This window comes from Vibrio sp. V31_P5A7T61 (assembly GCF_009904895.1).
In the GTDB taxonomy this organism is placed as follows: Bacteria; Pseudomonadota; Gammaproteobacteria; order Enterobacterales; family Vibrionaceae; genus Vibrio; species Vibrio metschnikovii.
The window spans coordinates 35,880-56,407 of record NZ_WXWI01000033.1; the positions used below are offsets into that span (position 1 = coordinate 35,880).

Annotated in this window: 17 protein-coding genes, 3 tRNA genes and 1 pseudogene; 11 read left to right on the plus strand and 10 right to left on the minus strand. The window is 44.6% G+C overall.

Translation table 11 applies throughout. The features are described from left to right. Window positions 1-102 precede the first annotated feature (102 nt). The 3 genes from CAG58_RS07700 to CAG58_RS07710 all read left to right on the plus strand — a co-directional run bounded on the left by CAG58_RS07700 (window position 103) and on the right by CAG58_RS07710 (window position 531). Window positions 103-187: transfer RNA gene (locus tag CAG58_RS07700), tRNA-Tyr, on the plus strand. Window positions 188-271: 84 nt separating this feature from the next. Further along, window positions 272-356 (plus strand) — tRNA-Tyr (locus CAG58_RS07705). A gap of 90 nt (window positions 357-446) precedes the next feature. Next, window positions 447-531 (plus strand) — tRNA-Tyr (locus CAG58_RS07710). Between the two features lie 149 nt (window positions 532-680). On the opposite strand, the gene treC is transcribed toward CAG58_RS07710, so the two are convergent. The 4 genes from treC to gmhB form a co-directional block, all read right to left on the minus strand. Then, window positions 681-2,366 (minus strand): alpha,alpha-phosphotrehalase, encoded by a 1,686-nt coding sequence (gene treC / locus CAG58_RS07715; RefSeq protein WP_161426456.1) that lies wholly within the window; start codon window positions 2,364-2,366, stop codon window positions 681-683. Window positions 2,367-2,427: 61 nt separating this feature from the next. Next, a complete protein-coding gene (gene treB / locus CAG58_RS07720; protein WP_154168774.1) occupies window positions 2,428-3,852 on the minus strand; it encodes a PTS trehalose transporter subunit IIBC in 1,425 nt (474 codons plus the stop codon). A gap of 343 nt (window positions 3,853-4,195) precedes the next feature. Beyond that, window positions 4,196-5,149, minus strand: a complete 954-nt coding sequence (gene treR, locus CAG58_RS07725) for a trehalose operon repressor TreR (protein ID WP_161426457.1) — start codon at window positions 5,147-5,149, stop codon at window positions 4,196-4,198. Further along, window positions 5,149-5,721 carry a D-glycero-beta-D-manno-heptose 1,7-bisphosphate 7-phosphatase gene (gene gmhB, locus CAG58_RS07730; protein WP_158138067.1) on the minus strand — a complete coding sequence of 191 codons (573 nt, stop codon included), beginning with the start codon at window positions 5,719-5,721 and terminating at the stop codon, window positions 5,149-5,151. The genes treR and gmhB overlap by 1 nt, the downstream gene beginning before the upstream one ends. A 265-nt stretch (window positions 5,722-5,986) precedes the next feature. Here gmhB and metN point away from each other — a divergent pair, with 265 nt between their 5' ends. Genes metN through CAG58_RS07745 form a run of 3 tightly spaced genes read left to right on the plus strand, consistent with a single transcriptional unit; the run spans window position 5,987 to window position 8,519 of the window. Further along, window positions 5,987-7,021 carry a methionine ABC transporter ATP-binding protein MetN gene (gene metN, locus CAG58_RS07735; protein WP_040904568.1) on the plus strand — a complete coding sequence of 345 codons (1,035 nt, stop codon included), beginning with the start codon at window positions 5,987-5,989 and terminating at the stop codon, window positions 7,019-7,021. Beyond that, on the plus strand, window positions 7,011-7,688 hold the full coding sequence (locus CAG58_RS07740) for a methionine ABC transporter permease (RefSeq protein WP_161426458.1): 678 nt from the start codon (window positions 7,011-7,013) through the stop codon (window positions 7,686-7,688). Before metN ends, CAG58_RS07740 begins: the two co-directional genes overlap by 11 nt. A 27-nt stretch (window positions 7,689-7,715) precedes the next feature. Beyond that, window positions 7,716-8,519 (plus strand): MetQ/NlpA family lipoprotein, encoded by an 804-nt coding sequence (locus CAG58_RS07745; RefSeq protein ID WP_158138065.1) that lies wholly within the window; start codon window positions 7,716-7,718, stop codon window positions 8,517-8,519. Between the two features lie 96 nt (window positions 8,520-8,615). Here the strand turns inward: CAG58_RS07745 and CAG58_RS07750 are convergent, their stop codons facing one another. Beyond that, entirely contained in the window at window positions 8,616-9,407 is a 792-nt protein-coding gene (locus CAG58_RS07750) for a Zn-ribbon-containing protein (protein ID WP_161426459.1), read from the minus strand. Between the two features lie 4 nt (window positions 9,408-9,411). Further along, window positions 9,412-9,957 (minus strand): SecY-interacting protein, encoded by a 546-nt coding sequence (gene syd / locus CAG58_RS07755; protein WP_161426460.1) that lies wholly within the window; start codon window positions 9,955-9,957, stop codon window positions 9,412-9,414. 96 nt (window positions 9,958-10,053) lie between these two features. Here syd and queF point away from each other — a divergent pair, with 96 nt between their 5' ends. The 5 genes and pseudogenes from queF to xni all read left to right on the plus strand — a co-directional run bounded on the left by queF (window position 10,054) and on the right by xni (window position 17,116). Beyond that, window positions 10,054-10,899 (plus strand): NADPH-dependent 7-cyano-7-deazaguanine reductase QueF, encoded by an 846-nt coding sequence (gene queF / locus CAG58_RS07760; protein ID WP_161426461.1) that lies wholly within the window; start codon window positions 10,054-10,056, stop codon window positions 10,897-10,899. 16 nt (window positions 10,900-10,915) lie between these two features. Beyond that, the gene (locus CAG58_RS07765; protein ID WP_161426462.1) at window positions 10,916-13,183 is read left to right on the plus strand and encodes a tetratricopeptide repeat protein; all 2,268 of its coding nucleotides are present in this window, start codon (window positions 10,916-10,918) and stop codon (window positions 13,181-13,183) included. A gap of 125 nt (window positions 13,184-13,308) precedes the next feature. After that, a pseudogene (locus tag CAG58_RS07770) lies at window positions 13,309-14,625 on the plus strand (diguanylate cyclase domain-containing protein); the annotation flags it as partial. A 282-nt stretch (window positions 14,626-14,907) separates the two neighbouring features. Beyond that, on the plus strand, window positions 14,908-16,266 hold the full coding sequence (gene ppnN, locus CAG58_RS07775) for a nucleotide 5'-monophosphate nucleosidase PpnN (RefSeq protein WP_161426464.1): 1,359 nt from the start codon (window positions 14,908-14,910) through the stop codon (window positions 16,264-16,266). A gap of 76 nt (window positions 16,267-16,342) precedes the next feature. After that, window positions 16,343-17,116: a flap endonuclease Xni gene (gene xni / locus CAG58_RS07780; protein WP_154168788.1), complete on the plus strand. Its 774-nt coding sequence runs from the start codon at window positions 16,343-16,345 to the stop codon at window positions 17,114-17,116. A gap of 32 nt (window positions 17,117-17,148) precedes the next feature. Here xni and rlmM read toward each other — a convergent pair whose 3' ends face one another. The 4 genes from rlmM to CAG58_RS07800 are packed head-to-tail and all read right to left on the minus strand — an operon-like array spanning window position 17,149 to window position 20,194. Continuing rightward, window positions 17,149-18,240 (minus strand): 23S rRNA (cytidine(2498)-2'-O)-methyltransferase RlmM, encoded by a 1,092-nt coding sequence (gene rlmM, locus CAG58_RS07785; RefSeq protein WP_161426465.1) that lies wholly within the window; start codon window positions 18,238-18,240, stop codon window positions 17,149-17,151. Further along, the gene (locus tag CAG58_RS07790) at window positions 18,237-18,641 is read right to left on the minus strand and encodes a DUF423 domain-containing protein (protein ID WP_154170687.1); all 405 of its coding nucleotides are present in this window, start codon (window positions 18,639-18,641) and stop codon (window positions 18,237-18,239) included. Before CAG58_RS07790 ends, rlmM begins: the two co-directional genes overlap by 4 nt. Then, on the minus strand, window positions 18,631-19,293 hold the full coding sequence (locus tag CAG58_RS07795) for an alpha/beta fold hydrolase (protein WP_161426466.1): 663 nt from the start codon (window positions 19,291-19,293) through the stop codon (window positions 18,631-18,633). Before CAG58_RS07795 ends, CAG58_RS07790 begins: the two co-directional genes overlap by 11 nt. Beyond that, window positions 19,268-20,194 carry a transcriptional regulator GcvA gene (locus tag CAG58_RS07800; protein WP_161426467.1) on the minus strand — a complete coding sequence of 309 codons (927 nt, stop codon included), beginning with the start codon at window positions 20,192-20,194 and terminating at the stop codon, window positions 19,268-19,270. The genes CAG58_RS07795 and CAG58_RS07800 overlap by 26 nt, the downstream gene beginning before the upstream one ends. Window positions 20,195-20,528 lie beyond the last annotated feature (334 nt).

Consider the following 20,528-nt stretch of genomic DNA (forward strand, 5'->3'; position numbering starts at 1 on the left):
ACAGTAAGGCCGAGTTTGATAATATGCGCTCCGCAGCTGAGCGATGCGTTGGGAAAACGTCGATTCAGCCTCGGATTGAATCGAATTAATCCGTAAACCCTTGGAGGGGTTCCCGAGTGGCCAAAGGGAGCAGACTGTAAATCTGCCGGCTCCGCCTTCGATGGTTCGAATCCGTCCCCCTCCACCATATTCTCTCGCAAGAGAAATCCTTGATTGATGCGTTGGGAAAACGTCAGTGACGTGATAACGAATACGTTATCCGTAAACCCCTGGAGGGGTTCCCGAGTGGCCAAAGGGAGCAGACTGTAAATCTGCCGGCTCCGCCTTCGATGGTTCGAATCCGTCCCCCTCCACCATATTCTCTCGTAAGAGAAATCCTTGATTGATGCGTTGGGAAAACGTCAGTTAAGTGACGTGATAACGAATACGTTATCCGTAAACCCCTTGGAGGGGTTCCCGAGTGGCCAAAGGGAGCAGACTGTAAATCTGCCGGCTCCGCCTTCGATGGTTCGAATCCGTCCCCCTCCACCATATTGATTAAGCCTGCTCAGAGAGCAGGCTTTTTTGTATCTTCAATCCATACTATCCCCTCTAGCAGGTAGACTTTCAGATAATAAAAAAGGCTTCACATTATTAAACGTGAAGCCAAACATCGAATCTTAAAACAGACTCAATCAGGATTATCGATCAATCACTATCACTCGCGTTTCGTAAGGACGGAGAACTTGATGTGCTAATACCGATTGCTGCTCAATACCGGCATAATTACCTAATAGATAACGAGCATTTTCTAATGGTAACTCATCCGGTAACACCCACTCTTCTTCTTGATCGTAGTAGTTATTGATACACAACAGGATTTGCTGATCATCTTGGCGTTGATACGCAAAGATAGCCGGATGTGACGGCAAGAGATCTCGATAATCACCATGGGTGATGACTGGTACGGTTTTACGTAATTCAATCAAACGTTGATAAAAGTAAAACACCGAATTTTTATCGGCCAGCGCTTGTTCAGCATTGATCTGTGGATAATTACTCGCCACTTCTAGCCAAGGCTGACCTTGGCTAAACCCAGCGTAGGCTTGACTGTTCCACTGCATCGGCGTGCGAGAATTATCACGAGATTTTTGCGCCAAAATCACCAACATCTCTTGATCACTAACCCCTTGCTGATTAACCATAATGTTATACATATTGGTGCTTTCCACATCGCGATACTGCTCAATGGAAGTGTAACCAGGGTTAGTCATGCCAATCTCTTCCCCTTGATAGACATAAGGAGTCCCTTGCATCATATGAATCGAGGCCGCCAACATTTTCGCTGATTCAACCCGATATTGGCTGTCATTGCCCAAACGGCTAACCACCCGCGGTTGATCGTGGTTACACCAAAATAGCGCTCCCCAGCCTTGACCATTTAACCCCGTCTGCCAATGATTGAAAATTTGCTTCAATTGCAGAAAATCAAACGGCGCTTTAGTCCACTTTTCACCATTGAGATAATCGGCTTTAAGGTGATGGAAATTAAATACCATCGACAGCTCTTTACCGTCTAACGAAGAATATTGCTGGCAATGCTCTAAAGTCGTTGATGACATTTCACCCACCGTTACGCTGCCATAACGCTGGAATACATCGCGGCTGATCTCTTGCAGGTACTCATGAACCCGTGGACCATCGGTATAAAAACGGCGACCATCCCCTTGTTGATCATTAGGAAAATCCTGCTGCTTAGAGATTAAATTAATCACATCTAAGCGAAATCCATCAACGCCTTTTTCAGCCCAGAATGCAATCACATCTTTGACTTCTTGGCGAACCTGAGGGTTTTCCCAGTTTAAATCCGCCTGCTGCTCAGCAAATAGGTGGAGATAATATTGATTGGTCGCTTTATCGAGCGCCCACGCACTGCCGCCAAACTTTGATTGCCAATTATTGGGGACACCACCCTCGACCGGATCATGCCAAATATAGTAATCACGATAAGGACTATTTTTATCACCCAGAGCCGATTGAAACCATGCATGATCCGTGGAGGTATGGTTAACCACGATATCCATAATGATACGAATACCACGCTGATGCGCCTGTTCTAATAGCTGATCAAAGTCAGCCATGGTGCCAAAATCGAGGTTAATGGCGTAATAATCGGCAATATCATAACCATTATCGATCATCGGCGATTGATAAACCGGCGTTAACCAGATGGCATCGATGCCTAATTTCTGCAAATAATCGAGCTTAGAAATAATACCCGGAATATCGCCAGTGCCTTTATTGCCACTATCGCAAAAGCTTTTCGGATAAATTTGATAGATGGTGGCGGTTTTCCACCATAACGGATCTTGATTAACTGCACTCATAACTTACTCACTTACCAAAATAATCAACAGAGTGGCCAATCAGCCACTCTAAAAATGCTAGTTACGCTTTACTGACTTCTAATTCGCCTTTGGCTAACGCACGCTTGTACATCACTAAGGTCAAGGCAGCCGGAACGATAATCGCCACCACCATCGCGACTAAGAAAGTCAGCCAATATTGCGGTTGAATGGAGAGAATACCTGGCAAGCCACCAACGCCGATGCCATTAGCCATAACGCCAGCACTACCACAAATTGCCGCAGCTAGTGCACTACCAATCATCGCGCTCAACATTGGGAATTTATACTTGAGGTTGATACCGTACATCGCAGGTTCAGTCACACCAAGATAAGCGGAAATTGCCGCTGGCACTGAAATATCGCGTTCACCATGTTTCTTACTGATAATGATAATGCCAACCACAGCAGATGCTTGAGCAATATTAGAAAGAGCAATCAGTGGCCAAATCGGTGTACCACCGAGTTGCTGCATAAGTTGTAAATCAACCGCGTTAGTGGTGTGGTGAATCCCGGTGATCACCAGTGGTGCATAGAGGAAGCCAAACACCATTGAGCCTAACACTGCAAAATCGCCCGTCATCGCCGCTTTAGCCGCAAACGCTACCCCATCACCAATCACACGTCCAAATGGGCCAATGAATGCATGTGCTAAAATCACCGCCAGAATAATCGATACAAAAGGAACAACGACTAAATACAAATAAGCAGGAATAATGCGTTTGAGATTGGTTTCAATAAAGGCCAACACCACCCCAGCAAGAATGGCAGGAATAACCTGAGCTTGGTAGCCGACTTTTTCAATCGCAAACCAGCCAAAATCCCACACTTCTGGTACTTGAGTACCGATCAGATAGGCGTTCATCAATTGCGGAGAAACCAAGGTTACCCCAAGGGTAATCCCCAAAATCGGTGTCCCACCGAGTTTCTTGACCGTCGACCAACACACCCCGACCGGTAAGAAGAAGAAAATCGCTTCACCAATTAACCATAAAAAGGCATGGACACTGGCCCAAAACTGGCTAATTTCAGTTAATGTTTGGCCATCAAACATCTTGATGTCGCCAATCACATTGCGGAAACCTAAAATCAAACCACCGGTGATGATCGCTGGTAATAGAGGGACAAAGATTTCAGCTAAATGGGAAATACCACGCTCTAACGCATTCATATTTTTACGCGCGGCAAGTTTGGCATCGTCTTTTGACGCTTCTGATTTACCCGTCAGTTGCAGCAAGATTTTATAAACCTCGTCAACCTCAGTACCAATCACTACTTGAAACTGCCCCGCATTAGTAAAGCAACCTTTGACCATACCAATGGTTTCAATCTGCTTAATGTCGGCTTTTTCAGTATCGTTTAATACAAAACGTAAGCGAGTTAAGCAGTGGCTGACACTGGCAATATTTTCATTACCGCCGATCAGCTCAATAAGACGTACCACGTCTTGTTTGACTATCTTACCCATACCCTTATCCACCCTATTTGGTTTTTACTTATAATAGTTGAACTTACTGTGGGAACAATCCCAAATCTGATTGAATAATGACACAATGAATGAAAAACCAAAATGGGAACAATCCCATTAATTGAAAGCGATCACAAACAATCGAATCATCAATAGTAAAAGAGATACGCAACATCCAAAGAATTTGCAGTGGTCGCTAGGTTAACAAAGGTCGTCGCGTTAAAAGAAAGTGGGGATAAAACACGTTAACTCTGACCATACAGAGTTAACGAAAAATGAAGAATAACCCACTGATAATTAAGAAGAGTTTTCAGATCACCTAGAAAGCCCAACACTCATGGCGTTATCTAAAATAAGCGGGGGGTTGAGTTAAATGTACCGGTTCGGTTAACTCACCAGATAAGTGCTTAATGAGTAGCTCTGCGGCTTGCTTGCCAGCCTGACGATAACCCGGATCAACGCTATAGATGTTAGGAAATAAAAAAGACAGCAGCTCATTACCACCGACACCCGTTACAACAATGTCATCACGCTGCTGCTCTTGTAAGCGCTTAATGACGCCCAAAGCCAAAGTATCACTGGCACAGACAATGGCCTCAGTATGAGCATTTAAAACGTTATCAACCAACTGATAAGCGCTTTCATGGTGTAGCTCACCAGTTTCAAATCTGGCTTCGATACCCTGCTGTTGGCACCAATTCAGATAAGCTTGTAAGCGCATTAAACCGGTTGTTTTATCTTTTGGATTAACGCCAATAAACGCAATATTGGTTAATCCTTTATGCTTAAGATGGGTTAAGGCTGCTTCAATTAAAGCTTGATGGTCGTAATTAATCGAAGAAATGGAATCATGATCCATGGCAACCAACACCGCTTTATCTTGCCACTCTGCTAATGACGCTAAATCAATATCCGTAAAGCCAAAAACAATCACACCATCGACATTACGCTTTTCAAGTACGTTGAGATGCTCACGGGTTTTATCACGATTAAATTGGCTCTCCATGATCACCACATCATAACCGTGCGCATACAGCACCTGTAACATACTGCTGATCGAACGATTTTCTGATGGCGAATCTAAGCGGGAAATAATCACCCCCACCACTTTTTGACTGCCGCCACGCATCGACTGAGCGGACTTCGAAGGTACATAACCGCACTCGGCAATCACCTGCTCGACTCGTTGCCGAGTTTCAGGTTTTACTTTCGGATCATTGGTTAATACCCGAGATACCGTCGATTTACCGACACCTGAAAGGCGAGCAATGTCGGTTATGGTCAGTTTTTTAGCCATTAATCCTTTGCCACCAACGATTGAGCTGCCAAATAAGCAGGCACATCGGCAATACTCTCCAACACAACCTCAGCCAAGGCTTCACCTTGTGGAGTAATCGCTTTACCAGTACGCACTAAAATTTTCCGCCCAACGTCTGCCGCTTGAGCAGCCATCATATCTTCCGCTTTATCACCAATCATCACTGAGTTCGCCATGTCTATTTTTAGAAAGTCGCGTGCAGAAAGCAACATTCCCGGCTTAGGCTTACGACAATCACACTCTTGACGATAAGGCTCAACGCCATGTTCTGGATGATGTGGACAATAATAGATACCATCCAGCTCGACACCATGATCGACAAAGTTCCAATCCATCCATTGCGTTAAAGAGAGAAAGCGATCTTCACTAAACAATCCACGAGCTATCCCTGATTGGTTGGTCACCAGTACCAATAAGTAACCCATCTCTTTTAACTGCTTTGCCGCAGTGAAGACCCCTTCGATGAAATGAAAATCGTGCTCATCGTGCACATAACCATGATCGACATTAATCACACCATCACGATCCAAAAACACAGCAGGTTTCGCCAAAATATTGCTCTCTTAGGATGTATTTGCTAAGAATTATACTCAACTATACTCAAGATGCTACACGCAAAAGTATTGCATCACTGCCAGTAACGTCAGCACTTCAACTATTCCTTCCTTAATGAGTCGTTAAGTTGATTACTTTTATTTCACGGCAATTTAGACGTCTAGACGTAAAAATATCTATTGACTTAAAAAGCGAGAACTCATAGCATCAAATCAAAGGACAGTTCAGGTGTATGCGCCTATCTCGATACGGGTTTCGTTTATGATTCAACTTCATCAAGTTAATAAAGTCTTTCATCAGGGTGATAAAGCTATTCACGCTTTGAAAAACATTGATCTAGAGATTAGCCAAGGAACGATTTTTGGTGTCATCGGCGCATCGGGAGCGGGGAAAAGTACTCTCATCCGTTGCGTTAACCTATTAGAAAAACCGACCAGTGGACGTGTGATTGTTGATGGGATTGATTTAACTCAGTTAACGAATCAGCAATTAGGCCAAGCCAGACGCAATATTGGGATGATTTTCCAGCACTTTAATCTGCTTTCATCCCGCACCGTGTTCGATAATATTGCTCTACCATTAGAGCTGGCTAATCATACCCATGAGCATATTGAGCACAAAGTTAGCGAGCTACTAACACTCGTCGGTTTAGCGGATAAACGTCATACCTATCCTGCCAATTTAAGTGGCGGCCAGAAGCAGCGTGTGGCGATTGCTCGCGCACTGGCTTGCGAACCCAAAGTGCTGTTATGTGATGAAGCCACCAGTGCGCTTGACCCGGCGACAACTCAATCGATTTTAGAGCTGCTGAAAGAAATTAACCGCAAACTGAATATCACAATTTTACTTATTACCCATGAAATGGATGTCGTGAAAAGCATTTGTCACCAAGTGGCGATCATCGGTGATGGCGAATTGGTGGAAAAAGGCACGGTAGGCGATATTTTCGCACATCCTAAAACCCAATTAGCCCATCAATTTATTCGCTCAACGTTAGATCTGTCTATTCCTGAAGATTATCAGGCTCGCTTACAACCGACTCGTGTGGCTGGAAGCTATCCGTTAGTGCGCTTGGAATTCACAGGAGCCACTGTTGACGCGCCATTAATGTCACAAATCGCCCGTAAATTTAATATTGACGTCAGTATCTTAAGTTCTGATCTCGATTACGCTGGCGGGGTGAAATTTGGCATGATGGTCGCAGAAATTTTCGGTGATGATGATAATGCTGCAGCGGCGATAGATTATCTTCGCGACAATAATGTAAAAGTTGAGGTGCTTGGTTATGTCCTTTAATACGATTATCGACTGGATCGCTTTTAATGGTGATTTACTACTCAGCGCCACTTGGCAAACCATTTATATGGTGGCAGTCGCGGGCATTATTGGTTTTGCCATTGGTATCCCACTCGGAGTTATTTTGCATACCACCAAACAAGGCGGATTATTGGAAAATACCAAGCTCAATCGCGTCCTTGGCGCTATCGTCAATATTGGCCGCTCGATTCCGTTTTTGGTGTTGATGGTGGCAATTATTCCTATCACCAAAATGCTGGTCGGCACTTTCATTGGCACCACTGCGGCAATTGTCCCTTTAACCATCGGTGCGATTCCTTTTGTTGCCCGTTTAATTGAAGGAGCATTAATTGAAGTGCCAAGCGGACTGGTTGAAGCGGCGCAAGCCATCGGCGCAACGCCTTTACAAATTATTCGTAAAGTCCTGTTACCAGAGGCGATGCCAACCATTTTAAACTCGGTAACCATCACCTTGGTGACCTTAGTCAGCTACTCAGCCATGGCAGGCACCGTGGGAGGCGGCGGTTTAGGTGATGTGGCGATTCGTTATGGCTTTCATCGCTACGACGTCACCATAATGACCGTCACCGTCATCATGCTCATTATTTTGGTACAAATTACTCAATCGGTTGGTGACCACTTAGTGCGCCGCGTTGATCATAGATAATAATGTTTATATAACAAGGAGATAATAATGAAGTTTTCACTTAAAGGTTTATTGGCGATTGCTGCCGCGGCTATTGTATTAACGGGATGCGGCGAAAAAGCGGTCGACATGAACAAAATCAAAGTTGGCGTGATTGCCGGTGCTGAAGAACAAGTGGCGGAAGTGGCGGCTCGCGTCGCTAAAGAACGCTATAACCTTGAAGTCCAGCTGGTAACGTTTTCTGATTATGTTACCCCAAACGCTGCGCTTAACGATGGTTCGATTGATGCTAACGCATTTCAACATAAACCTTATTTAGATCGTCAAATTGCCGATCGCGGCTATAAGCTAGCGATTGTTGGTAACACTTTTGTTTATCCTATCGCTGGCTATTCAAAACAAATCACCACTCTTGATGAATTAGCTACTGGCTCACGAGTCGCGGTGCCCAATGACCCAACCAATTTAGGTCGCTCTCTATTGCTGCTACAACAACAAGGTTTAATCACCTTACGTGATGATATTGGCCTACTTGCGACCGTGCGTGATATCACTGACAATCCGAAAAACCTGCGCATTATGGAACTGGACGCCGCTCAGCTACCTCGCGCTTTGGATGATGTCGCACTAGCCATCATTAACACCACTTACGCCAGCTCGATTAATCTTACCCCTGAAAAAGACGGTATTTTTGTCGAAGATAAAAACTCACCTTACGTGAACCTACTGGTTGCTCGTCAAGATAATGTTAATGCTGAGAACGTACAAAACTTCCTCAAAGCCTATCAAACTGACGAAGTGTATAAAGCCGCCTCAGAAATTTTCCATGGTGGCGCAGTCAAAGGCTGGTAACTGACCAACACTACTGAAAATGCACGACAAAAAAGAGACCGCCACTGGCTGGTCTCTTTTTTATTAGCGGTCATCAGTCAATGCTCGCCATTAGGATCAAGCGACGGGCTCATTTTTCAAATGATCCCAAGAGAGATTAGAAACGATTTTGCAGTCATCGCATTTAAAATGGAAAATCTCATGGATAGGCTCATCCAGTAACCACGCGCCGCCACACTTAGGACAAGGACGAGTTTGCTCATCGGCTAAGCTCGTTCCACCCACTCGGTACTGATAGTAATAGGTCGGGATCTTGGTTAAATACTCGATACGTCCCCGTAAATCCCAACCACGACGAAACAGATCGCTATCAATATCACACAGCTCATGCAGCGCGGCGTGTTCAGCTTTGCAGCCTCCTGCCATCTGAATTTCATCACAAGCTTGCCATTCCGTTTGCCATTTGATCACCGCTTTATGGTCACCATTAAAGGTAGGCGGATTACGATACAAAGGAATAGGCAATAAGGTATCGCCGCTACGGAGTGGCGAGCAAGTATGCACATAAGTGGTGTATAGCACCTGCCAACTCGGTGGCTCGATATCTGCTGCTTGTTCTGAGTTAATATCACGGCCAAGCAAACGCACTTTAGGCGCCAGTAAACAAGCCTCCGATAAGCGATGCAAACAAGCTTTGACAAAATCTGAATGGTATTTCGGGTGCAAACTATCTTGTTCTGGGCACACGGCGCGCAAGAAAAATTCGCCATCACCAAGCACCAGCGGAAACTCTCTACCCAACACTTGACCGTTATAGCGCAAGGCATCCATCAAACCGTTGACCGCTTTATCTACCGCACTGATGGTCGTGTTATCAAAACATTCAAACTCAAGCTCTACTACATACATCGTTCTACACCGCTGGCTCAAGTTGGTTTAAAAAATCCGCCACATCGGCGCACAAGACTTCCCGCTCGTCGGTACCTAACGTTTCTCTAATCACATTCCCAGTGAGATTACAAATCGACACCACCGCCATTTCATCGTCTGTGGTCGCAATAAAAATGGTTGGCTTTTGTTTTAAACGCCGTTGCATCACCAAGTGGCCAAGAATATTTTCCTGTAAACGAAGATAATCGTCATCACTCCAGACTTGCAATAACGTCAGCGAGTGACCGCGCCACGTTGCGGGTAAATCGCCACTGTATTGGCTGCCATAAAAAGGCACAATATCACTATGCAAACTCAGCTCAATTCCCTGCTCCACCGCCTGTAAATCAGCACTGTGATCACGTTCCACTGGCTGCCAATAAACGCTATTGTTACTTTGCTGCTCAATGCAAGGGGAAGGCATATGGCTTAACTCATCACTGCTAGGCAGATGATGATGTCTCTGTTGATAAGCTTGAAGATAACGTTGCGAGAAATCACGCAACGCGGCGGCGACCAAATGAGCCATAGGGTTCTCCATAACGAAACTGACGACAAACGCTAATGACAGCGTGAGCAGTATTGCGTAAAATTCTGATTATTCTAATCGATTTGATGATAAATGATGAGCAAATATTCTGATGCCAAAGAGCTATCTGGCTTAACCCTTGGCAAAGTCACTGCCTATGCCAGCCAATATGACCCAAGTTTGTTGCAGCCTGTGCCACGTAGCCTCAACCGCAACGATCTCGATCTTGGTGAGACACTCCCTTTTCAAGGCTGTGACATTTGGACTTTATATGAACTCTCTTGGTTAAACAGTAAAGGCCTACCACAAGTGGCGATTGGTGAAGTGCGCATTCCAGCCACCAGCGCTAACTTAATTGAGTCTAAATCGTTCAAACTGTACTTAAACAGCTTCAATCAATCTCGTTTTCAAGACTGGCAAACGGTACAAACTCACTTGATAAACGATCTGTCGGCGTGCGCTGGTGAAAGCGTTGCAGTGCAGTTATTCCCACTCGATCACTATACCAATCAACCGATTGTTTCGATGCAAGGTGAATGTATTGATCAGCAAGATATTGAAATCGATCACTATCAGTTTGATGCTACCTTATTGGAACAAGCGACGGAAGCTGAAATCATCACCGAAACTCTGCACAGCCACTTACTCAAATCAAACTGCTTGATCACCAATCAACCGGATTGGGGCAGTGTTGAAATCACCTATCACGGGCCGAAAATACAACGCGAAGCATTATTGCGTTATATTGTCTCATTCCGTGAGCATAATGAATTTCATGAGCAATGCGTTGAGCGAATTTTCCATGATTTGTGTCGTTACTGCCAGCCTAAACAGCTCACTGTATTGGCGCGTTACACACGTCGAGGCGGCTTAGACATCAATCCATTCCGCTCAACCGAACGACCTTCACCTGAGCATAATTTGCGCATGGCTCGCCAATAAAAGGACGCCCATTATAATGCCCTCTTTCCGCTGGATACCTTACGTTTGCCTACTCCTACTGAGCATTTCTCCTTGGGTAAAAGCCGCCGTCTACGCTTTGCCGCAACTTAACGAAGCACACGGTTTATTGGAGATTTCTCCCATTCAGGCCAAAAATCTCGTCGAAGAGTATTTAGAGCAGCGTAAGCTGGCGGATAAAACCGAAAAAACACCGTCTAATATTAGTCGAGATGAAACCGATAGCCGCATTCGAACGCCAAGCAGTACCATTGATGCGCTAAAAATTTTAGCCACTGCTGAGTTTATCTTGGGTAATACACAAACGGCGTTTGATACGCTCGATGAAGCCAAACAGCTCGCGCAAGAGCATGATCTTCCTTATTTGGCGTTAGAGCTAGATATTATGACGATTCGTTTACAGTGGCGACACAATCACGATGCCGATGCCGCTCGTCAACAACTGCGCGAGATCACCAATCAGCACCCTCTCTTGCTCGAAGAACATCGCCTCTCTAAGCAGATTGATTACCATATCACCATGCTCAGCGCAGAAATTGCGTCACAAAATAACGAGCTAACTTTAGCTAATCAACTGTTTGCAGAAGCCAAACCTTATCTTGAATCATTGCAAGCCAAAAAACCCTTGATTGAATATCACGTGATCGTCGGAAAACATTATCTACACCATAAACTCTACAATTTAGCCTTATCTGAACTACTCACGGCTTATTGGGGGGCGATAGAAACCAATGCCAGCGCAGAATTAGCAAAAACCAATAATCTATTAGCGCAGTTGTTTTATGAACGTCGGGTACTGGATAAAGCTTTAGTTCATCTCTCTCAAGCCGCCGAGTTTTATGGTAACTATGAAAAATCGCCGATCCTTGTTTCTGTGCTTAAACGGATGGGGGATGTTTATTTTCAACAAGGTAAGTACAATTTAGCCTTGGTGCATTATTTTAATGTTATCGATCATGAAAGTAGTGAACTCAATCTAGCCAGTGTGATTGATGTTCGGTTAAGTTTATCCGCGACTTATCGGCAGCTCTATAACTATACGCTAGCCGAACAATATCTCAGCGTGGCGAAGGAACTCCTTCAATACACACCAAACCTACGCTTGCAAGCGCGAGCCGCCTTACTTAGTGCTCAGTTAGCCCTATCTCAGCAAAACAATAGACAAGTGATTGACTACGCCCAAGCGGCAATCAAGTTTAATGAAACGCTACACGACATGGAAATTGAAGAGCAAGCCTATCAACTTCTTTCCTTAGGTTATGAGCAAAAAGAGCAGTATTTACTCGCATTAGAATGGAGTAAAAAAAGCCACCAAATCACTCAACTTCGCCAAGCTCAGCTTAACCAAATTAGTGAAGATGCCTTTCGCCAGCAAAAAGAATTTGTTGAACAAACCCTGCATTTAGTCGGCCAAGAAAAAGCCCTACAAGCAACTCAACGTGAATACAGCAAATTTCAAAAAATCGCTTTTACGCTATTTTTAACCAGCATTGTATTGTTTCTCTACCTGATGCGTCGTGGTTATATTATCCAAAACCAACAAGACGAAATCGATGAGCTGAATAGCCATTTATTCACGCATTCTCGCTCTCGTTTACCCAACCTAAGAATGCTCAATGCGAAGTTACTCTCTTCTCTTCAACGCAGTAGCTATAATTACGAGCAGTGGTTAATTGGTGAATTGATTCATGAACCGTTAAATGATCGTCTGCGCTTCGCGATGATTGATCTCCCTTTCCTGCGCAGTATGTACTTACAACATGGCTATACGGCAGGCGTAGAGCTCGAACATGCTTTTGGGCGTTTTTTAACTGACCATCTTGAGGAGCCAGCCCGGCTCTATCATTTCTCGGATGCAAACTTACTGTACATTGAACCCAATATCGATAGAGATCGGCCACCAGAAGAGCTGTTTAATAAAGTCCAAGACTTAATCAATCAGTTCCAACCAGAGCGGCGTTTAAACCGAACCATTCGCTTAGGAATTGCCGATTATCCTTTTTTACCCAGAGCCTACACCGCCATTAATGATAAAGAATTATTGGATATTTTATTGATGGCTACAGGGGTCGCCAGAGAGCTGAGCCTAAAAGACAACACCAGCCATTGGGTCTATTTTAAGGCGATTGATAACGCCCCTGCGGCCAGTTTCGCCTCAAGTAACATCCGAAAATCGTGTCAACAAGCGATCAATCAAGGACTGATTAAGGTTCACTCATCTTATCGTGATGAAGAGCAGATTAAAAAGTTCTTAAAAGATGGATAAATGCTATGCGGTTAACAGATTGAGCTAATGACCTCCACTAATTATTTGTTATTATCGACAGATTGATAAATAGCGTCTCATCCTTGAGATAGTGTAAATTGGCCATTAAAGACTAGCTCAATTTTCCTGGTTTAGCCGTACTGGAGCGCATGTTGAAATCACAAACGTCGAACGATGAACATCAAACTCACCCTATGGATGTCCGAGTGAAACAGTGTGCAGAGACCCTGTTGTATCTACCGGGATTACCCATCAAACTGAAACGCGATGTTCAGCAATTGTTAAGCACCAATCACACCATCAATCAGCAAGATCAAGCGTTGCGTCTATTACATTTATACCAACGTGCGGTGAAAATTTTTGCTCATAATCCTAATCTCGGGCATCAAGAAGCTCCCCATTACGGCGATAAAGCACTCCTGACTCAGCTCAGTGATGAACTACAGCACCTGATCACCGAGCTGGATTTTGAAGGTGAGGCTGGAGATTTACTGACGGATATCCGCAGCAAGCTGCTGCTTGGGGTTAATAGCCAAGGGTTACTTGAGCTGGCTTTGCAAGTGCTGAAATTAGTCATCGATGGTACTCAATATGAGCGTAAAAACTCGGAGAAATTCCTCGAACAAATCAATAGTTCATTATCGAAAAATCTGCAAAGCACCCGCGTTAATCTTGAGCAAAGCACCCATTATCAACAGCATCGCCAACATATGCATCAAGATCTCCTTCACCTCGTCAACCGCGGCCAGCATGCTTTATCATCTCAAACCAACGAATCCAATAAGCCTGTAAGTGCGGTATTTAGTGAAATTGAAGCCTTATCCGAGCGTTTGATTCATGCTGAACAACGAGAACAAGTGCTGATTGAACGTATGCAATATACCCAGCACCAAATGGAAACCTTGCTAGAACTGACTCAAGATTATCGCCGTCGATTAGAAGATCAAGCGCAGCGACTACTGCAAGATCCACTGACCAAATTGTATAACCGCACTGCGTTTAATGATCGATTAGAATTAGAGTATCGGCGCTGGATTCGCACGCAGCATAATTTGCGTTTGGTGATTTTAGATATTGATGCTTTTAAAGCGATTAATGAAAATTTTGGTTATCTTGCTGGGGATAAAGCGTTAAAAGTGATTGCTCGAACCATTCATAAAGAACTGGAAAAAACCGATACCGCCGCGCGTTTTTCAGGAGAAGAATTCATCTTACTGTTGCCAGAACGCGCCGATAATGAGTGCTATCAGGTTATACAAAAAATACAGCGTAATGTGGCTAGACTGCCTTTTAAATTTCGCGATAAACAGATCACCATCACTCTTAGTGCCGCTTCAACCCACTTTAAAGAAGCCGATACACCAGAAATTGTTCTTGAACGGTTGCATCGTTCCCTACAGGAGATGAAGCCTTATGGTCCTAATCAACTGGCTTGGAAATAAGCCACTAAACGAACAACATTTAACCATTTACCGTAAACTTAGTGACTCATTTCACATCTTGCGCCTAGCGATGTTTTCCAAAACCATGGTTACGCACAAGATTAATAAGCCATTTCAAACTGTTGAACCTAAACGAACTAAAATGGCATCCCGATACGACAGAGTGTTCCCCCTAAGTCACCCATGTAAACTCTATCTCCATCAATAACGACTATGATTGAAAGAGTGCATTAATGACATAGGACCAATAGCACTTCTCCCCCGATTGTTAAGGAGGTCAAGATGATCACTCAAGTTAGCCCAGCCGGCAGTATGGATCTACTGTCGCAACTTGAAGTAGAAAGACTCAAAAAAACCGCATCCAGTGATCTCTATCAGCTGTATCGCAATTGTAGTTTGGCAGTACTCAATTCCGGAAGCCATACCGATAACTCCAAAGAAATGCTCGAACAGTACAAAAACTTCGATATCACCGTACTGCGTCGTGAGCGGGGCATTAAACTCGAGCTCACCAATCCACCAGAGCAAGCGTTTGTCGACGGGCAAATCATCAAAGGGATTCAAGAACACCTGTTTGCTGTGCTGCGTGATATTGTTTACGTCAACATGCACTTATCTGAAAATCAAAGACTGAACCTAACCAATGCCAGCCACATCACTAACTTAGTATTCGGTATCTTACGCAATGCAGGCACTTTGGTGACAGGGGTAGAACCCAACCTTGTCGTCTGCTGGGGCGGACATTCGATCAATGCGACCGAATATCAATATACCCGTGAAGTTGGCCATGAATTAGGGCTAAGAGAGCTCAATATCTGTACCGGATGTGGACCTGGTGCGATGGAAGGGCCAATGAAAGGGGCGGCTATCGGTCATGCTAAACAACGCTATCAGCAACAGCGCTACTTGGGCTTAACTGAGCCATCGATCATTGCTGCCGAGCCACCAAACCCGATCGTCAATCAATTAGTGATTATGCCTGATATCGAAAAGCGCCTTGAAGCTTTTGCCCGAATGGCACACGGAATCATTATTTTCCCTGGAGGTCCAGGAACCGCAGAAGAGCTGCTGTATATTCTCGGGATCATGATGCATCCTGATAATGCAGACCAACCAATACCAATTGTATTGACGGGTCCAAAAGAGAGCGAAGCGTATTTCCGCTCAATCGATCAATTTATTGGTAGTACGCTGGGTGAAGAAGCCCGCAAACACTACACGATTGTGATTGATGATCCGGTTCAAGCGGCAAGAATTATGAAAGATGCCATGCCACTGGTTCGTCAGCATCGAAAAGATCACGACGATGCGTACAGTTATAACTGGTCATTAAAAATTGAACCGGAATTCCAACTGCCCTTTGATCCGACTCATGACAGCATGGCGAGCTTGGATTTACATCTTAATCAACGCCCAGAGGTGCTCGCCTCCAACTTACGCAAAGCTTTTTCTGGGATTGTTGCTGGTAATGTCAAAGCGGAAGGGATCCGCGAGATTGAGCGCAAAGGTCCGTTTACTCTGCATGGTGAACCAGCATTAATGAAAAAAATGGACCGATTACTCAACGATTTTGTCAATCAACACCGGATGAAGCTTCCTGGCTCAACCGCTTATGTGCCTTGCTATCGAATTAGCTCCTAGTGGCGCTCAGCAAGGATAGTAATCTACTTTAATTTCATTACAATAAGGGCCTAACAGCCCTTATTTTTTGGTGATTATGTCTATTCATCTTGTGATTATTGATGCGTTAAACCTGATCCGCAGAGTGCATTCCGCTCAACCCGATGAAAGCGATATCGCCCGCACCGCTAATACCACCTGCCGCACCTTACAGCGTATTATTAATGAATCCGCTCCAACTCACATGATTGCGGTGTTTGATCATGCGTTGCAAGATCGTGGCTGGCGTGCCGAACTATTGCCAAGCTATAAACAAGGACGTAAGCCGATGCCCACTAGCCTACATAATGGCTTGGAGCAAATTCAACAAGCATGGTGGGAACTGGGTATCGATTCACTGCTTTCAGAAGGTGATGAAGCGGATGATTTAGTCGCAACCCTTGCCTGTAAAGTGGCCAGCCATGGTGAAAAAGTAACGATCATTTCCACTGATAAAGGCTATTGTCAGCTGTTGTCTCCGACCTTACAGATTCGTGATTATTTTCAACATCGCTGGCTAGATGCGCCATTTATCGAACAAGAATTTGGGGTAAAACCGAGCCAATTGACCGACTATTGGGGTCTAACGGGCATGAGTTCGAGCCAAGTACCTGGTGTCGCTGGTCTCGGCCCTAAAGCAGCTCAAGCGATCCTCTCTGAATTTACCGATATCGAACACGCTTATGCCAGTGACACCTTAGCCAGTAAATATCGGAAAAAACTCGATCAAGAGATTGAAATAGCAAGGATTTGCAAGCAAGTTGCCACCCTGAAAACTGACATTGAACTCGGTTTTAACTTGCAGGATATCCGTTTTGAGCCCCAAAACTAGGCTCAAAACGAATCAACAAACAACAAACCGATTTAGTAGGGAGAAATGGTCGACAGTGACTGGATATGGACAGTGATCTCTTCTCGATCATGATAGAGATGCTTGGCTTGTAAGCGAAACTTAACTTTATTCTGTTTCAGAAAATCTTTCAGATTCTCAATATCTTGCAATACCTCATCGTAGCGGCCCTTCATCGGTAATTTGAGATTAAAGATCGCCTCTTTAGCCCAACCACTGATGATCCACTCTCCCATCAACTGAGCAACGCGCGCAGGCTTCTCAATCATATCGCAGACAATCCAAGTAACGTTCTTACGCGGCGGTTCAAACTTAAAACCATCTTCCATATGATGTTTAACCTGACCGGTGTCCATTAAGCTTTGTGCCATCATGCCATTATCCACGGCATGAACAAACATCGAACGCTTCACTAACTGATAAGTCCAACCACCAGGGCAAGCACCGAGATCCACCGCCCACATACCCGATGCCAAACGCGTATCCCATTCCGCACGAGGGATAAAGACATGAAAGGCTTCTTCTAATTTTAAGGTCGAGCGACTTGGCGCATCCGCTGGGAATTTTAAACGAGGGATACCCATAAAAAATGGCGAGTTATTATGGCTATACGAATAGCCTAAATAACAGTGTCCAGGAGCGGTAAAACAAACATGCAACACCGGTTTTTTAGTGCTCTCTTTAGCCAATAGTACCCCATGGCTACGCAGCGCTTGACGCAGCGGCACGGTAAATTTACGACAAAACTTAAGCAGTTCTTTTGCTTCGTTAGTGTCTGGTGTTTCAATGCGTAAATCACCACACTGTGGAAATGCTTGTTCCTGTTTAAAATAACTCAAAATCGGTGAGATTCGGTCATCTTTCGGTAACTCAGTAAACTCAGCGGTCACTGCAAACATTTGTCGAGCAAAAATAAGCGTTTGAAAATCAATACTTTTAATGAGTTTATCGGCATCTTCCGCTTGATAACACTCAAACAACACGTAGCCCGTATTATTTTTAAGGCGAGGAAAACCATACACTTCAAGCTGTGTCGCTTTATCCTGAATTTCACCGGCGCACTCTTTTTCAAAGCCCGCACGACAGTACAGCATGACTTGTTTCACACTCTTACCTCTTTGATATTAATCGCGGCTAGAACGAACATGCACCAGCCTAATAAAAACAGCAGTCCACCAATGGGCGTTACGAAGCCTAACCACGACACTCCGGTCAACGCTAATAGGTAAAGACTACCGCTAAAACAAAAGATGCCGATGATAAAGCAAATCGCCGCACGACCAAAATAATTTCGCGACTTTTCCATTAACGGTAAACCAAGAGCTAAACCGCAAGCAATCATCGCCAGACCATGCATAAATTGATAATGAGCAGCAGTTTGAAAAATCGTTAAGGCATATTCCGTCAGTTGAGCTTTTAAACCATGAGCGGCAAACGCTCCTAAGGCGACCGAAATACCACAGACGAGCCCCCCCACAATCAGTGTCAGTGATTGACTACTTTTCATCATAAACCTCACCAATAAACTGCGCCAAAGATTCAATTGCCCAAGCAAGGTTATCTTCTAAGCGGTAACCCGAGGATTTTCTTGGTGCAAAACTATGATCGCTATCCGGAAGATACTGCACTGAAACCGAACGACTTAGTGGAAACTGTTCGACTTCCGCCTGTGAGCCGAAAGTATCACGCTGCCCTTGTAATATCAGGCATGGCTTGCTCAGTGAGGCTAAATGCTCCCCTTTGTAGCGCTCGTGTTTACCCGGTGGATGAAAAGGAAAACCGAGACAGGCGATAGCGCGGACCTGTGGGTTTTCAGCCAATAAAGACGCCATACGCCCCCCCATCGATTTACCACCAATCACCAGTGGTTGATTGGCGAACTGTTCAATCACTTGCGTGTAAGCTTCGAGTAACTTAGGCGCGCGATCCGGCGGACGACGTTTGCCATCTTGCTGACGTTTAACCATATAAGGAAAATCAAAACGCACCACGCGAATCCCTTTAGCGGCCAAACCCTTAGCAATCGTCTGCATGAATGGATGGGTTTTATCCGCTCCTGCCCCATGGGCAAAAATAAATGTCGCCGCTAAAGCCGATGATTGACCACAGCTCGGCTCATCGATAATCACTGATTCATAAGGAGTTATGGCTTGCATCATCCAATATTACCTCTTGTTCTTTACGCGCTTTTTTCAACATCCAATCTCGAAAAGTCGCAATTCGTCCCATGTCCGCTTGCTTCTCATGACAAACAACATAAAACGCATTTTTGGTCATCAACACTTCATCAAATGGGGCCACCAAGCGTCCAGCATCTAATTCCGGTTGTGCTAACACGTTATTGCCTAACGCGACGCCTTGTCCATGAGCGGCAGCCTGCAACACCATGGTTGAATGACTAAAAATAGGCCCTTGATTAACATTCAACGAATCTAAACCATTTTCTTTAGCAAACTGCTTCCAATCCTTGCGTGACGTATCATGCAATAATGTATGTCGTGCTAAATCACTTAAGGTGACTAAAGGCTTCGGACCGACTAACAGCGCAGGTGAGCAAAGCGGGATCAAAAACTCTTGGTACAATTTATCCGCCCGCAGGCCAGGCCAATTACCTCGACCATAGTAAATCGCCACATCAACATCATCGGTGAGTGATCCTTCTTCCATATCCACCGCTTTGATACGCACATCAATGTCAGGTTGTTGCTGATTAAAATCCGCCAGGCGAGGCACCAACCATTGAATAGCAAAACTGGGCGGCAGACTGATGGTCAATGCGCCTTTTTCACTTCGCTCAAGTAATTTGTCAGTAGCTTCCGCCAACGCACTAAAAATATCCTTAATATCGAGAAAATAGCCTTGTCCTTCTTCCGTCAGTAACAATGAACGATTACGGCGACGAAATAACTTAAGGCCAAGGAATTCTTCTAACGCCTTGATTTGGTGGCTAACCGCCGCTTGAGTCACAAATAACTCTTCCGCCGCTCGGGTAAAACTTAAATGACGTGCAGCCGCTTCAAAGACTTTTAATGAATTGAGCGGTGGTAATCTTCTGGACATAGGGACACTCTAAAACCGATTAGTTTTTTTTATGTGAAACATTATAAATTGTCCGTTGCTAACCAGCCAGAGAAAATCTATATTGCACCCCGTAACGCAAGCCTGAACGGCTTGATTCTTTTTGAATCAATTGGTTTGCTGTTGCGATGTTGTGTTTGCAAACTCGTTTTTCGAGTTCGGTAGTTTCTACCACCCTGTTTTGTACAGTTATCCCCTGTAACAAAACAAATACTTCCTGTATTTATTTTTTGACCTGTCTGTCAAATATTTAGCACCGCCTTTTGGCGGTGTTTTTTTATCTATTCGCCACTCACTTCCTACTTGAAGCCGCCGC

What these genes read in the sequence shown, in the direction of transcription:
- ppnN (WP_161426464.1), top strand. Translation starts at nt 14,908, where the DNA reads ATGATCACTCAAGTTAGCCCAGCCGGCAGTATGGATCTACTGTCGCAA.
- metN (WP_040904568.1), top strand. Translation starts at nt 5,987, where the DNA reads ATGATTCAACTTCATCAAGTTAATAAAGTCTTTCATCAGGGTGATAAA.
- CAG58_RS07765 (WP_161426462.1), top strand. Translation starts at nt 10,916, where the DNA reads ATGCCCTCTTTCCGCTGGATACCTTACGTTTGCCTACTCCTACTGAGC.
- queF (WP_161426461.1), top strand. Translation starts at nt 10,054, where the DNA reads ATGAGCAAATATTCTGATGCCAAAGAGCTATCTGGCTTAACCCTTGGC.
- CAG58_RS07795 (WP_161426466.1), bottom strand. Translation starts at nt 19,293, where the DNA reads ATGATGCAAGCCATAACTCCTTATGAATCAGTGATTATCGATGAGCCG.
- CAG58_RS07740 (WP_161426458.1), top strand. Translation starts at nt 7,011, where the DNA reads ATGTCCTTTAATACGATTATCGACTGGATCGCTTTTAATGGTGATTTA.
- CAG58_RS07745 (WP_158138065.1), top strand. Translation starts at nt 7,716, where the DNA reads ATGAAGTTTTCACTTAAAGGTTTATTGGCGATTGCTGCCGCGGCTATT.
- CAG58_RS07800 (WP_161426467.1), bottom strand. Translation starts at nt 20,194, where the DNA reads ATGTCCAGAAGATTACCACCGCTCAATTCATTAAAAGTCTTTGAAGCG.
- treR (WP_161426457.1), bottom strand. Translation starts at nt 5,149, where the DNA reads ATGGCTAAAAAACTGACCATAACCGACATTGCTCGCCTTTCAGGTGTC.
- CAG58_RS07790 (WP_154170687.1), bottom strand. Translation starts at nt 18,641, where the DNA reads ATGAAAAGTAGTCAATCACTGACACTGATTGTGGGGGGGCTCGTCTGT.
- CAG58_RS07750 (WP_161426459.1), bottom strand. Translation starts at nt 9,407, where the DNA reads ATGTATGTAGTAGAGCTTGAGTTTGAATGTTTTGATAACACGACCATC.
- treB (WP_154168774.1), bottom strand. Translation starts at nt 3,852, where the DNA reads ATGGGTAAGATAGTCAAACAAGACGTGGTACGTCTTATTGAGCTGATC.
- syd (WP_161426460.1), bottom strand. Translation starts at nt 9,957, where the DNA reads ATGGCTCATTTGGTCGCCGCCGCGTTGCGTGATTTCTCGCAACGTTAT.
- treC (WP_161426456.1), bottom strand. Translation starts at nt 2,366, where the DNA reads ATGAGTGCAGTTAATCAAGATCCGTTATGGTGGAAAACCGCCACCATC.
- xni (WP_154168788.1), top strand. Translation starts at nt 16,343, where the DNA reads ATGTCTATTCATCTTGTGATTATTGATGCGTTAAACCTGATCCGCAGA.